10 protein-coding genes are annotated in these 13,937 nt (G+C 59.9%); 2 read left to right on the plus strand and 8 right to left on the minus strand.

All coding sequences use genetic code 11. From position 1 onward, the window contains the following. Nucleotides 1–137 precede the first annotated feature (137 nt). On the minus strand, nt 138–1,427 hold the full coding sequence (locus AB6803_RS30640; RefSeq protein WP_371112379.1) for a hemolysin family protein: 1,290 nt from the start codon (nt 1,425–1,427) through the stop codon (nt 138–140). A gap of 248 nt (nt 1,428–1,675) precedes the next feature. Here AB6803_RS30640 and AB6803_RS30645 point away from each other — a divergent pair, with 248 nt between their 5' ends. Continuing rightward, nucleotides 1,676–2,644: a DUF1402 family protein gene (locus AB6803_RS30645; RefSeq protein ID WP_371112380.1), complete on the plus strand. Its 969-nt coding sequence runs from the start codon at nt 1,676–1,678 to the stop codon at nt 2,642–2,644. Nucleotides 2,645–2,712: 68 nt separating this feature from the next. On the opposite strand, the gene AB6803_RS30650 is transcribed toward AB6803_RS30645, so the two are convergent. Next, nucleotides 2,713–4,995: a heavy metal translocating P-type ATPase gene (locus AB6803_RS30650; protein ID WP_371112381.1), complete on the minus strand. Its 2,283-nt coding sequence runs from the start codon at nt 4,993–4,995 to the stop codon at nt 2,713–2,715. 71 nt (nt 4,996–5,066) lie between these two features. Here AB6803_RS30650 and AB6803_RS30655 point away from each other — a divergent pair, with 71 nt between their 5' ends. Beyond that, complete coding sequence (locus AB6803_RS30655) at nt 5,067–5,489, plus strand: helix-turn-helix domain-containing protein (RefSeq protein WP_371112382.1); 423 nt, start codon at nt 5,067–5,069, stop codon at nt 5,487–5,489. 133 nt (nt 5,490–5,622) lie between these two features. On the opposite strand, the gene AB6803_RS30660 is transcribed toward AB6803_RS30655, so the two are convergent. From AB6803_RS30660 to gpt, 6 genes are all read right to left on the minus strand, one after another. Beyond that, nucleotides 5,623–6,102: a hypothetical protein gene (locus tag AB6803_RS30660; RefSeq protein WP_371112383.1), complete on the minus strand. Its 480-nt coding sequence runs from the start codon at nt 6,100–6,102 to the stop codon at nt 5,623–5,625. Nucleotides 6,103–6,251: 149 nt separating this feature from the next. Then, entirely contained in the window at nt 6,252–6,860 is a 609-nt protein-coding gene (locus AB6803_RS30665) for a DUF2026 domain-containing protein (RefSeq protein ID WP_371112384.1), read from the minus strand. 188 nt (nt 6,861–7,048) lie between these two features. Continuing rightward, nucleotides 7,049–7,621, minus strand: coding sequence for a flavin reductase family protein (locus tag AB6803_RS30670; RefSeq protein WP_371112385.1), 573 nt, complete (start codon nt 7,619–7,621; stop codon nt 7,049–7,051). 149 nt (nt 7,622–7,770) lie between these two features. Further along, complete coding sequence (locus tag AB6803_RS30675; RefSeq protein WP_371112386.1) at nt 7,771–8,466, minus strand: HAD hydrolase-like protein; 696 nt, start codon at nt 8,464–8,466, stop codon at nt 7,771–7,773. A gap of 156 nt (nt 8,467–8,622) precedes the next feature. After that, entirely contained in the window at nt 8,623–12,417 is a 3,795-nt protein-coding gene (locus tag AB6803_RS30680; RefSeq protein ID WP_371112387.1) for a vitamin B12-dependent ribonucleotide reductase, read from the minus strand. A gap of 773 nt (nt 12,418–13,190) precedes the next feature. Then, the gene (gene gpt / locus AB6803_RS30685; protein WP_047454478.1) at nt 13,191–13,688 is read right to left on the minus strand and encodes a xanthine phosphoribosyltransferase; all 498 of its coding nucleotides are present in this window, start codon (nt 13,686–13,688) and stop codon (nt 13,191–13,193) included. Nucleotides 13,689–13,937 lie beyond the last annotated feature (249 nt).

Consider the following 13,937-nt stretch of genomic DNA (forward strand, 5'->3'; position numbering starts at 1 on the left):
TTGTCTACGCGGGGCCTGAAGAGAGAGATTTTGGCGCCCTTATGCCACGTGTCTCTCGGTCTGTCCCAGGTTTTCAGCCATCCGATCCGTCGAAAATCGCCATCGATACGAGAAGAGCACAGTCGGCCGGGCCGCTGTTATGCAGCCTCGGTCTTTTCGGGTGACAGCAGAAGTTTGTCGATCCGCCTGCCGTCGAGGTCGATGACTTCGAAGCGCCAGCCGTTCCTGCTGAAGCTTTCCCCGAGTTCCGGAAGGTGTTTCAGCTCCTCAAGGACCAGGCCCGCGACGGTCTGGTACTCGGCATCCTCGTCCAGCGGGATGTTCATGAACTCAGAGAATTCATCGATCGGCATCCATCCGGAGACGAGATAGGAGCCGTCGTCGCGGCGGACGATCGCCGGTTCTTCGCCGTGCTCGGTCTGGAACACGCCCATGATGGCTTCCATGATATCGCCGGAGGTGACGACACCTTCGAAATGTCCATATTCGTCGAAGACGAGAACCATGTCGGTAGGGGACGTACGGATCATCTGGATGACGGTGTTGGCTGTGGCAAGGTCCGACACGACCGGAACCTCGCGCGTCAGCGCCTTGATATCGGCGCGGCCGTCGGTGGACATCGCGTCGTAATAATCCTTGACGAACAGAACGCCCAGAACCTCGTCGGAACTTCCCCTGCGTACTGGAAGCTGCGAACGGTTGGTGCGATGAAGCTGCGCGCGTATCTCTTCCGCACTGTCGTCGACGTCGATCAGCTCGACCTCGCGCCTGGGGGTCATCAGCGCCCGGGCGGTCCGGTCCGCCAGCCGCATGACGCCCGAAATCATTGCGGACTCTTCACTCTCGATCACGCCGGCGCTCTGCGCCTCGGCAAGAATGGTCTTGATCTCTTCGTCGGTGACACCGTCGCTACCCTTTCCGGATTGCCCGAGAAGGCTGAGCACCAGGCGGCCGGAGGCGTCGAGAAGCCAGACCAGCGGCAGAGCGAGCTTCGACAGAACGGTCATCGCCGGAGCGACCTTGCTTGCGACCGTCTCGGGCGCCCGAAGCGCAATCTGCTTCGGCACAAGTTCGCCGACGATCAGCGAGAGATAGGTGATCGCCACGACGACCGTTCCGACGCCAAGCGCGTCGGCCAATCCCTGGGACATGCCCTGGGCGACCAGCCAGTTCGTGAAGCGGGCGCCGAGAGTCGCGCCCGAGAACGCGCCGGACAGGACGCCGACCAGCGTGATGCCGATCTGGACCGTCGACAGAAAGCGGCCGGGGTGCTCGATCAGCCTGATTGCCAGTCGGGCGCCTCTGCTACCCTGATCCGCAAGAACCTTGAGACGCGCCGGCCGAGCGGAAACCACGGCGAGCTCCGACATTGCCAGGACACCGTTGAGAATGGTCAGCAGGACGACGATTGAAATTTCGAGAAACAAAACCGGCTCTTATAATTGATGAGGATGCCGGTGAAGATATGCGTCAATGACCGGCCGCGCCAGTGGAGGGGTGCGATTAGATTGATCCGGATGCCGCAAGAACCCGGATGTTTGCGCGATCAGACACGGCGCCCACAAAACTTGTTGTGATCCGTCTTTCCGGAAGAACCGCTCAGCCTTGTTTCAGGAGCCTGTTCGAATATGAAGGTAGTCCTGCAGTCGGGGCCTTCTACGAAAGCGATTATCGAATGCCAACAAGCCTATCGAAGATTTCGGCAACCTGCCTCGTTGTTTTTCTCGCCATCACCGCCACTTGCGCCGCCCGGGACATGGTGCGCGTGCCTCCGGGCAACCGCAATTCCGAGCAGCCCGCGATCCCCAGCGCATCGGCGCTGCGCGCCAAGGCCTTCTCCACGACCTATGAGGAGAAATACGAAAAAATCCTCACGGTGCTCCGCCAGGACAAGAGCCTGATGCAGCAGATCAAGAAGGCGGCTGAGACCTATCAGATCGATCCGATCCACATTATCGGCGCCCTTGTCGGCGAGCACACCTACAACATCACGATCGTCGACAGGGTTCAGTCCTACTATGTCAAGGCGCTCGCCTATTCGAAGGCGGACTTCACCTTCAGCTATAAGGGCGTGTCTGTGCAGTCCTTCGTGAAGAGGCCGGAATTTGCGCGTTGCAATGGCTTCACCGGCAGCACCGAGCTTTGGGAATGCCGCGACGAGGCGTGGGACCAGAATTTTCGCGGCAAGACCGTCGACGGCGTCTCGTATGAGAACATGACGTTCCAGCGGGCGTTCTTTCAACCCTTCTATGCCGGGCAGACCTTCGGTCTCGGACAGATCAGCCCGCTAACGGCGCTGGAGGTCACGGATCGGGTCCACGCCACCAGCGGATTGGCGACACTATCGCCGGACGATCCGCAGGCGATCTATCGCGACATCATGGATCCGGCGCGCAGCGTTCTCTACATTGCAGCTATCATCAAGGATGCCATAGAGGCCTACCGGGATCAGGGCTTCGATATCTCCGACAATCCCGGCCTGACCGCGACGCTATACAATGTCGGCCAGCCGCGTCGCCGGGCGCTCGCGCTCCGGCAGGACGCCGATAAGCCCGGTGGTCGCAAGCTGCCGGAGGAGAATTATTACGGCTGGCTGGTCAACGACAAGCTGACAGAGCTTCAGGGCCTGTTGGCCGGGTCATGAATGGCTAAAGGCGGGTGAGGCAGCGATGCCGACCCGCTTTTGCCGTTACAGCCACGAGGAGCCGACCCTCACGATCTCGCACCCTTCCATCCGAGAAGCCGCATCGCATTGGCGGTGACGAGCACTGTGGCGCCGGTATCGGCGAGGATTGCCGGCCAGAGGCCGGTGATGCCGACGACCGTGGTCACCAGGAACACCGCTTTCAGGCCGAGGGCCATGGTGATGTTCTGATGGATATTGCTCATCGTCGTGCGCGACAGCACCACCATGTTGGCGACATCGGTCACGCGGCCATGAAGCGCTGCGGCATCCGCCGTTTCCAGCGCCACGTCGGTGCCGCCGCCCATGGCGATGCCGACATCGGCCGCCGCCAGCGCCGGCGCATCGTTGATGCCGTCTCCGACCTTTGCTACGATCTGCTTTTGCGCCTGCAACTCGCGCACGATGCGCTGTTTGTCCTCGGGCAGGAGCTGGGCGCGGGGCTCGATGCCGAGACCCTTGGCGATGGCCGCAGCCGTCCGTGCATTGTCGCCGGTCAGCATGACGGCGCTGATCCCAGCCGCTCTCAGCGCCTCGATCCCGGCGCGAGCGTCAGCGCGCGGCTCGTCGCGCATGGCGATCAAGCCGGCGATCCTGCTTTCCACGACCAGTACGGAGACGCTCTTGCCGTCGTCGTTCAGGGCCACGATCTGTGCTTCCTGCTCGGACGAAAAGGCTTCGATCTCCCGTGCAGCCTGCGGCGAGAGAAGCGACAAGGATTCGCCGCCGACCCGGCCGCTGACGCCCTTGCCGGGCAGGGCTTTCGCTTCGGCAGCAGGCGGAACCGGGAGCCTGTCAGCCTTTGCCCGCTCCAGGATCGCAAGCGCAAGCGGATGGCTCGAGCCGTTTTCAAGTGCGGCGGCCCTCGACAGCACCTGCGCTTCGGTAAAGGCGAAACCGGCGACGTCAGTCACCTTCGGCTTGCCCTCCGTCAACGTGCCCGTCTTGTCGAAGGCGACCATCGTCACCTTGCCCATGGTCTCCAGCACGGCGCCGCCCTTCAAGAGCAGGCCGTTGCGGGCACCCGCCGAAAGGGCCGCAGCGATGGCTGCCGGCGTCGAGATGACGAGGGCGCAGGGGCAGCCGATCAGCAGGATGGCGAGGCCCTTGTAGACCCATTCCATCCAGCTTGCGCCGGCCACCAGCGGCGGCGTCACCGCAACCAGCGCCGCGACGGCGACGACGCCTGGCGTATAATAGCGCGAGAAACGGTCGATGAAGCGCTCGGTCGGTGCCTTGGACTCCTGGGCTTCCTCGACCAGCTTGACGACACGCGCAATCGTGTTGTCGGCCGCGGCCGCGGTGACTTTGACGCGCAGCACGGCGTCGGTATTGATCGTGCCCGCGAAGACCTTGGCGTCGATACCCTTGCGCACCGGCGTGCTTTCGCCGGTGACAGGCGCTTCATCGATAGCGCTTTCGCCTTCGACGATCACACCATCGGCGGCGATACGGTCGCCGGGGCGAATGAGGATGACAGCGCCGACCTTGAGGCTGTCGGCTTGTACCTCGCGGGTCTGGCCACTCTCCTCGACCAGCGCGGTTTTAGGAACCAGCGTCGCCAGCGACTGGATGCTGGCGCGCGCCTTGCCGGCGGCAACGCCTTCCAGCAACTCGCCCACAAGGAAGAGGAAGACGACCGTTGCCGCTTCTTCGCCGGCATTGATGATGACGGCGCCGATGGCCGCGATGGTCATCAGCATCTCGATGGAAAAGGGCGTGCCCGCCAATGCCGCCATCACAGCGCGGCGCGCGATCGGCACGAGGCCGACCAGCATCGCGACGATGAAGGCATAGGATGCGATCGAGGGAACGAGATGGCCGATCGCATAGGCGGCAACCAGCGCGCCGCCTGACAGGATCGTCAGCCGGCCCTTTTTGCTCGCCCACCATGGGCCGTTCGTCGGCGCATGGTCGTGGCCATGCAGCCCCGTGATTTCCTTCTCGGCGTGCTTGTGATCGGCATGATGATCGGCATGGTCATGCGCTGAATGATCGTGGCCGCTGTGATCATGGGAATGGTCATGATCGCCTTTGCACTGGTGATCATGATCGTCATGCTGATGCTCAGCGGCCGAGGGCGCTGCCTTGCCGGCAAGCGGCGCGACGGAATAGCCGAGGCCGACCACCTTCTTTTCGATGGCGACAAGGTTGCTGGTCTCGTCGTGGCGCACGGTCATCGTGCCGGCGGTCACCGAAACCGAGACATCCTCGACGCCGGGCATGCGCCTGACGGCCGTGTCGATCTTGGCCGCGCATGATGCGCAATCCATCCCGCCAACTCTGTATCGTGTCTGTGTCGCCGCTGCCATGATCCGCTTCCTTGTCAAACCGTGGCATCCTTCCTACATCCTCTAGTGACTAGAGGTGCAAGAGGAAAATTATGAAAAAGATCACGATCGGCGAAGCGGCCCGGCAAAGCGGCGTCAAGGTGCCGACGATCCGCTATTACGAAAGCATCGGTCTTCTGGCTGAACCGGAGCGGAGCGAGGGCAACCAGCGCTCCTACCAGCAGTCGCATCTGCACAGGCTCGCCTTCATCCGCCACGCCCGTGAACTCGGCTTCGAGGTCGACTCCATCCGCACGCTTCTGGCGCTACAGGACGACCCGCACCAATCCTGCGCCTCGGCCGACGCCATCGCCAAGGCTCGCCTGATCGAGGTCGAACAGCGCATCCGCAGCCTGATGGCGCTGAAAGTTGAACTGGAAATGATGGTAAAAGGCTGCGGCCACGGCCGTGTCGATCAATGCCGGGTGATCGAGGTTCTGGCCGATCACGGGGAATGCATGCATCCGCAGCATTGATTGGGGTGGGTGTTGAATTCACCCCATTTCCATCTCGCAGTGCCCCATCGAGCATCATGAAAAGCAATGTTTTTCATTGCCTTTCTCAAGCCGAGACTGATCAGCACCAAGCTGGACAACAGTCAGCCTTCGTTCAAGCGCCTTGTCGAAGCCAGCTGCGTACCATTGCGATGACGCTTCTTTTCATGTCAGCGACCGAGTTTCGAACGGTCTCCACACGATCCATAATCCATTTGAGCCAGCCGTAAGTTAGCAGCTTCTCGCGGCCTGCGTGGAAAAGACGTTCGACCAATAGGAAGCTCATCAGGTATGCCAATGCGATTATGAAGAGTCCGGTGATCACATGACCCCTGGCAATGACGAATAGAGCGTAGATCTTCAGTGGCTCAGCAATCGCAAGCGGGACGACGAACAGAACGAGAATGACGCCTCGTGGCAACGAACCAACAAACTCGCCGAAGTGCACCACGATAGAGAGCGAGGCGAACCAGTTCACGAACGGGCGGTATAATGGTCGGGCGACTTCGCTGATGAGCACGAGCACGGTTATGACGAGCCGCAAGGGCAGCAAAAGGGGTTGCCAGGCAGACCGGCGTCGGTGTTCGATGACCATCTCTGAAAGCCTCATATCGCCATCAACTGGTGGTCAATGGCTGCTTAAATATGTTCGCCTGGGCGCCCTACGATATCTAGCAAACCCTTTGCGGGCAAACGCGAAGCCATGCCACGACGGTGACTTCGGCTTGAACGAGTTTCCGAAAATTACCACGCGCCAACCAGGGAATTGCCGACCAGCGGCACAAGGTTGGTTTTCCCATCTTGATTCCGAACTGTGATCGACGCCTGCATTTTCTTAGGCGACTTCCGAAACCAGTTCGTGGCAACGGTGGCGAGGTCTCCGATCATCGGATGCTTGCGCCAATCCGCGAAACGCTCGGCCGTCGCCTCAGGCTCGGAATGATAGAAAAAATCGCCGGACTGGCCGAGGTCGTTGATAGACGCAGCCATGGATGAAAGCGGGCGCTGAAACATCTTCGAATGGATGAGCAGGCCCGGCGCACTTTCCGAGAACGCCGGGGCCATGAAGTCGATGGCCCAACCGTCCGCTTCGACCCAGCAGTGGAAATTTTCGCCAGCGCCGGAGACATAGCCATCGTCGCGCTGGTCGGCGAAAAGGATGTGTTTTCCGTCAAGATTGTAGGCGGCGAGACCGCCTTTCGGCTTTGCCTTGATCTTGAAATGATGTTCGAGAATGAAGGCTCCGAAGGTGCTGAAATACATTGAAGCCGTGGCGGGATTGGCGTTTTCGTTGATCAGCAGGCTGTTGATGACCCGGTAAATCCGATGGTAGTCGCTTTGCTTGATCAGCATGATCGTTCGCCTTTAAACCCACAATATGGGCCTTCCCGTAAGTGATGGCAGCGGCCATGTAAACGTCAGATGCGACAGATATGGCCTCTATCCTTCGCTCAGGCTCACATTCGATCTTGTGTTGCGACGGACAATCTTAGCCGGCAAGAATTCTGCTTATTGGGTATCGCATATAAGGGCACGCGATTTCAGGTGGTTTCGGCCGCAGTCGAAAGCGCCTCCCCAATGGCATAGAAGTGTCCACCCGCTACATGATGAAGGCTGCGCCATTCCGGACCGGCTGTTTCGAAATGCCAGTGTCCGTCCCGGAACACGCGGTCGTCCGCCCAAGCAGCGGTGACCTCGGCAATGAAGAGGTCGTAGGTGTCCTGAGTATGCGGCTCGCTGACCAGTCTGCAGGCGAGCCAGGCCGAACAGCCTTCAACGAACGGCAGATCCTGTCCGGGCACTTCGAAGATCGAGACACCTGATTTTTGAAGCTTGTCCGGTTCGTCGTACAATGTCCGGGTTCCGACTTCCCGTGTCAGGGCAAGTTGGGCGACCGTCGGAACTTGCACGACGAAAACCCGGCTCGCCTCGATGAGGGAGCGCGTCTGCGCAACCTTGTCGACAACCAGGGTTAGCTTCGGTGGATCGATATCAAGGCCGCAACACCAGGCCACAGCCATGACGTTGTCGATGCCGCCATGTCGTGCGGACAGGAGCACGGTCGGGCCGTGGTTGATTAGACGAAAGGCTTTCTTGAGCTCAACGGGTTTCATATGTTCGTTCATCGGAAGTCCAGATAGATGACGTTGCGAGTGTCGGTGGTTTCCTGCCCGGTACTTATGCCGTTCGGGCGCACGCGAAATGAAATAAGCCGAAACATGCACCAGGACGTTCAAAACAATGAAGAGCGGTAGCGCGCGTCTTACCTCGACAATGAGTTCAATTCCTCTGGTGCAACGAGAATAAGATCCGCACCAGCAAGTTCGAGTTCTTCGCGGTTGCCGTAGCCCCAAAGAACACCGACGGCACGCATCTGGTTTGCGTGGGCTCCGACGATATCAAATTTTCTATCGCCGACCATCAGGCAATCTTGGGCGGCCAGTCCAGTATCCTGCAGAATATGCGCCAGCAGTTCGGGCTTATGGTCCAGACCGGTTCCGGGTACCGAGCCATATATGCCTTGGAAAAGGTCCGATAGTCCGTGATTGTCGAGAATGCGCTGTGCGAATGTTTGCCGTTTGGAAGTTGCGAGAAGGAGGCGGATGCCTTGAGAATGCAGCTCGACGAGTGTTTCCCTGATGCCGGGGTAAAGCTCGCTCAGCAGCAGACCGCGAGTTCCATAGTCGGCTCGGTAGGCGTCGACCGCTTCCGCGACACGATCATCGCCGAATGAGCTGAGAAGATACCGCATCACGTCTTCGATCGGCGGCCCAATGATCGAGCGGATATCCATCTCGGGGTCCGTTTCATGGCCAAGAGCCCGCAATGCCGCGCGGCAGCTTGAAAGGATACCTGGTTGGGAATCGACCAATGTTCCGTCGAGATCGAGGAGGAGGTTGGAAGCGGTGTAGGACACGGGAATCTCACTTTCTCTATCGATGGTCGAAAACAGAGCCATTTATAAACAGCCTCGCAATGATTGCGGCAAAAGGTTCGCTCTAACGAATGAAAGCGGCCTTTCGGCCGCTCTCTGACATTTCTAACAGAACAGAATGCGCGGAAACCTGGGCACAATCACTTTGTGACAAACCCAAGCAAGCCCGCCCACCTTTGATCAGCTGCACCCACTCGTGCTGCCGCATGTGTCGCACTTCTCGCAAGTTCCATTCCGGACCATCGTGAAGTTCTGGCATTCGGTGCACATATTGCCGGTGTAGCCCTGCATGATGGAGCGGGCGCGGCGTTCGGATTCCAGCTTCTTGGCGTCGGCCTTGGCCGCTGCCGCGTCGTCTGCCGCCTTGTCGGTGAAGAGGCCGGTTTCTTCTGCCACTTCCTCGGCGATCTCTTCGGCCAGTTCCTTGGCGCGTTCCTCATAGTCGCGCTTGAAGGCGACGACTTCCGAGGTGGAGATGGCGCTCGTCGGTTCCAGCTTGCGCACGGCATTGCCGGAGAAAGCGGAGATCGTCGAGACCGATGCGGCGCGGGCAGGGGCGGCGGAGGCCGAACCCTTGACCTCGGCTGCCGGGCGCTCGCCCGAAGTCGGCACCAGCGTCGGCTTGTAGCCGCGGGTCAGGCCCTTGGAGAACACATCGGCCTTGCCTTCCGAAATACCGCGGCCGAGCGCCGTGGCGTTGAAGTCCGAGGTGTCGACATGGGCGAGATCATGGCGGCCGAGATAGGAGATGGCCAGTTCACGGAATACGTAGTCGAGGATCGACGTGGCATTCTTGATCGCGTCGTTGCCGGTGACGATGCCGGCCGGCTCGAACTTGGTGAAGGTGAAGGCGTCGACATATTCCTCGAGCGGCACGCCATATTGCAGGCCGAGCGAGACGGAGATGGCGAAGTTGTTGATGAAGGCGCGCAGAGCCGAGCCTTCCTTGTTCATGTCAAGGAAGATTTCGCCGAGGCGGCCGTCGTCATATTCGCCGGTGCGCAGGAAGATGGTGTGTCCGCCGATCTTGGCCTTCTGGGTGTAACCCTTGCGGCGACCCGGGAGTTTTTCCTGGCTGCGGACGACCTTCTCGATGATGCGCTCGACGATCTTCTCGGTGATGGTGACGGCCTGGGCGGCAGCCGGAGCCTGCAGGAATTCCTCCAGTGCATCCTCGTCATCCTCGTCTTCGATCAGCGAGGAGTTCAGCGGCTGGCTGAGCTTGGAGCCGTCGCGATAGAGCGCGTTCGCCTTCAGGCCGAGCTTCCAGGAGAGCATGTAGGCGTTCTTGCAATCCTCGACGGTTGCTTCGTTGGCCATGTTGATCGTCTTGGAGATAGCACCCGAGATGAAGGGCTGGGCAGCCGCCATCATGCGGATGTGGCTTTCGACCGAGAGGTAACGCTTGCCGATCTTGCCGCAGGGATTGGCGCAATCGAAGACGGCGAGGTGTTCGTTCTTGAGGAACGGCGCGCCTTCCAGCGTCATCGCACCGCAGACGTGGATGTTCGCGGCCTCGATGTCCTTCTTGGAGAAGCCGAGATGGTCGAGCAGGTTGAAGCTGATGTCTGCCATCTGCTCGTCGGAAACCTTCAGCGTGCCCTTGAGGAAGTCGGCGCCGAGGGTCCACTGGTTGAAGACGAACTTGATGTCGAAGGCGCTCTTCAGCGCGGCGTTGACGGCCTCCACCTTCTCGTCGGTGAAGCCCTTGGCCTTCAGCGTCGAGGGGTTGATGGCCGGCGCCTGGTTCAGGTTGCCATGGCCGACGGCGTAGGCTTCGATCTCGGCAAGCTGGCTTTCGCTATAGCCGAGCGCCCGCAATGCTTCCGGAACGGCGCGGTTGATGATCTTGAAGTAGCCGCCGCCGGCGAGCTTCTTGAACTTCACGAGGGCGAAGTCAGGCTCGATGCCAGTGGTGTCGCAATCCATGACGAGGCCGATCGTGCCGGTCGGCGCGATGACGGTTGCCTGGGCATTGCGGTAGCCGTGCTTTTCGCCGAGTGCCAGCGCCTTGTCCCAGGCAGCCTTGGCATGGGCAACGAGATCCTGGTCCGGATTTTCGGAATGGATCAGCGCTACCGGGTTGACCGCCAGGCCTTCATAGCCCGAGGTCTCGCCATAGGCGGCGCGGCGGTGGTTGCGGATGACGCGCAGCATGTTCTCGCGGTTCGGCTTGAACATCGGGAACGTCCCGAGTTCGGAAGCCATTTCGGCCGAGGTGGCATAGGAGATGCCGGTCATGATCGCGGTCAGCGAGCCGGCGATGGCGCGGGCTTCGTCCGAGTCATAGGGAATGCCGGAGGACATCAGCAGGCCGCCGATATTGGCGTAGCCGAGGCCGAGCGTGCGGTATTCGTAGGAGAGTTCGGCAATGCGGCGCGACGGGAACTGCGCCATCATCACGGATACTTCGAGAACGACGGTCCAGAGGCGGACAGCATGCTCGTAGTCGGCGATGTTGATGCGCTTCGTCGCTGCATCCTTGAACGTCATCAGGTTCAGCGAAGCAAGGTTGCAGGCGGTGTCGTCGAGGAACATGTATTCCGAGCACGGATTGGATGCGCGGATCGGGCCGGCAGCCGGGCTGGTGTGCCAGTCGTTCATCGTCGTGTTGAAGTGCAGCCCCGGATCGGCCGATGCCCAGGCGGCGTAGGAGATGGATTCCCAGAGATCGCGTGCCTTCAGCGTCTTGATGACCTTGCCATCTTTGCGGGCGGTCAGGTGCCAGTCGGCATCGTTCTCGACAGCGCGCAGGAACTCGTCCTTGATCGAGACGGAGTTGTTCGAGTTCTGGCCGGAAACGGTCAGATAGGCTTCGGAGTCCCAGTCGGTGTCGTAGGTCTTGAACTCGAGATCCTTGTAGCCCTGGCGGGCGAACTGGATGACGCGCTGGACATAGTTTTCCGGAACCTGGTCCTTCTTGGCGGCGCGGATTTCGCGCTTCAGGGCAGGGTTCTTGGCCGGGTCGAAGCAATCGTCATTGTCGCCTTCGCAATTGATGGTCGCCTTCATGATCGCCTTCAGGTGCTTGGCGACGATCTTCGAACCGGTGACGAGAGCAGCAACCTTCTGCTCTTCCTTGACCTTCCAGTTGATGTATTCCTCGATATCCGGATGGTCGATGTCGACGACGACCATCTTGGCGGCGCGGCGTGTCGTGCCGCCCGACTTGATGGCGCCGGCAGCGCGGTCACCGATCTTCAGGAAGCTCATCAGGCCGGAAGAACGGCCGCCGCCGGACAGCTTTTCGCCTTCGCCGCGCAGCAGCGAGAAGTTCGAGCCGGTGCCGGAGCCATATTTGAAGAGACGAGCTTCACGAACCCAGAGGTCCATGATGCCGCCTTCGTTGACGAGATCGTCCTCGACCGACTGGATGAAGCAGGCATGCGGCTGCGGATGCTCATAGGCCGACTTGGACTTGGTGAGCTTGCCGGTGAAGGGGTCGACATAATAATGGCCCTGGCCGGGGCCATCGATGCCGTAGGCCCAGTGCATGCCGGTGTTGAACCACTGCGGCGAATTCGGTGCGACGCGCTGGGTGGCGAGCATATAGGCGAGCTCGTCCTGGAACGCGGAGGCGTCTTCCTCGGACGAGAAATAGCCGCCCTTCCAGCCCCAGTAGGTCCAGGTGCCGGCCAGACGGTCGAAGACCTGACGCGCATCGATTTCGGAACCGGTCTGGCTTTCCTTCGGCAGATCCTTCAGGGCAGCTTCATCGGGAACGGAGCGCCACAGGAAGGAAGGAACGTCGTTTTCCTCGACCTTCTTCAGCTTGGTCGGAACACCGGCCTTGCGGAAGTACTTCTGCGCCAGAATGTCGGCGGCGACCTGCGAGAACTGCGCCGGCACGTCGATGTTTTCGAGGCGAAAAACGATCGAGCCATCGGGATTCTTGATCTCGCTCGTCGCCTTGCGGAATTCGATCTCCGCATAGGGTGACTGGCCTGCCTTCGTAAAGCGACGTTCGATGCGCATGGTCCCATAACCTCATTCGTTGGAGCACGCCTGCCTCGTGAACAGGGCGCAAAAGTTCTCGTCTGGCTTCGCGACTTGAACGCGCAGCCATTGCTCATTCCGCTATCTGACAGGGGATGTCATTCGGAGATGACTTTCCTGTATCTTGTGGCGATGGTGGCTGCAAACACTAAATATAGTATTAACAGCTTATTGCCGCCAGTCCCCGCATGTGTTTTTTTGGCAGCATCGACATCGGCGCAAAAAGCCTCACGGCGCCACCAGCAAGGGTGCATCGCCCTGATTTCAAATCCGATTTCGAGTTGAGGACCAGCCCCTCGTTATCCCGCCTGGCCCAGTCGCCGCCGCAACGGTTCTTATTAAGTTTGAAAGACCTGATTCCGTCAAGGGGTGGTTTGCGACAGATTTTTAACCACAATATCTTGTGGGCTTGCCTGTGGAAACTGGGGAAACGCTGGGAGAGCAGAAGATTCAAGTGCTTGGCGGAAAATGCTCGCCCTTCGCACGATCACTTTCAGGGGAAATACCATCGATGACAGAGACCAACGCGACAATATTGTGAACGTGGCCCCGAAACCATTGGTTTTGGAGCAAAACCATGCTGTGGCGTCTTATGATTCGCGTGGAAGGCCTTGAATCCCGCATGTTCTTGCGGGAAGAGGGCTACTAAATATAGTGGGCGCCGAAGCGCCCACCTCTATTCCTGATATATTAGCCGGCTCGGATGCGTCTCTGAGAATCACCGTATGATTCGCGTGAGTCTCCGATGGACGTCAGCCCCGATGACCCTTGGCGATCGGTTCCTGATAGGTGAAGCCCATGTCCCAGGGGAAGTAGATCCAGGTATCCTGGCTGACCTCGGTGACGAAGGTGTCGATGGTCGGTACGCCGGTCGGCTTGGCATAGACGCAGGCGAAATGCGCTTTCGGCAGCATGGCGCGCACTTCGAGGGCGGTTTTGCCGGTATCGGTCAGGTCGTCGACCACCAGCACGCCTTCGCCGCCGTCGGTGAGGAGTTCCGGGGTGATTCCCTTGAGCAGGTTCATTTCGCCCTGGCTCGAATAATCATGGTAGGAGGCGACACAGACGGTCTCGATCATGCGGATGTTGAGTTCGCGCGAAATGATGGCCGCAGGAACGAGGCCGCCACGGGTGATACAGACCATCGCCCTGAAGTTCTTGTTGAGGCCGGCAAGTCGCCAGGCAAGGGCGCGGGCATCGCGATGGAACTGATCCCAGGATACGGGAAAGGCTTTATCGGGCAGGGACATGGCTCAGGAGCTCCGGGAGCAGACATAACAACACACCGGCGCTACCGGCGACCCTGAGCAGACCCCGCGGCGGGCGCGGACCACGGACTAAATCCTGAAACGCAATTCGCTCGCCATCTGCCGGTACATGATCTTACCCGGAAGCTGTTGAGTGCTTTTGGGTCATGTTCCGTCGACCGCGCGAATGGTTCCCTGGCGGGAATTCTGTCATCGGTCGCTGTTTTCTGCTGGATTTACGGCCAAAAGGCA

The organism is Rhizobium sp. RCC_161_2 (genome assembly GCF_041355235.1).
In the GTDB taxonomy this organism is placed as follows: Bacteria; Pseudomonadota; Alphaproteobacteria; order Rhizobiales; family Rhizobiaceae; genus Rhizobium.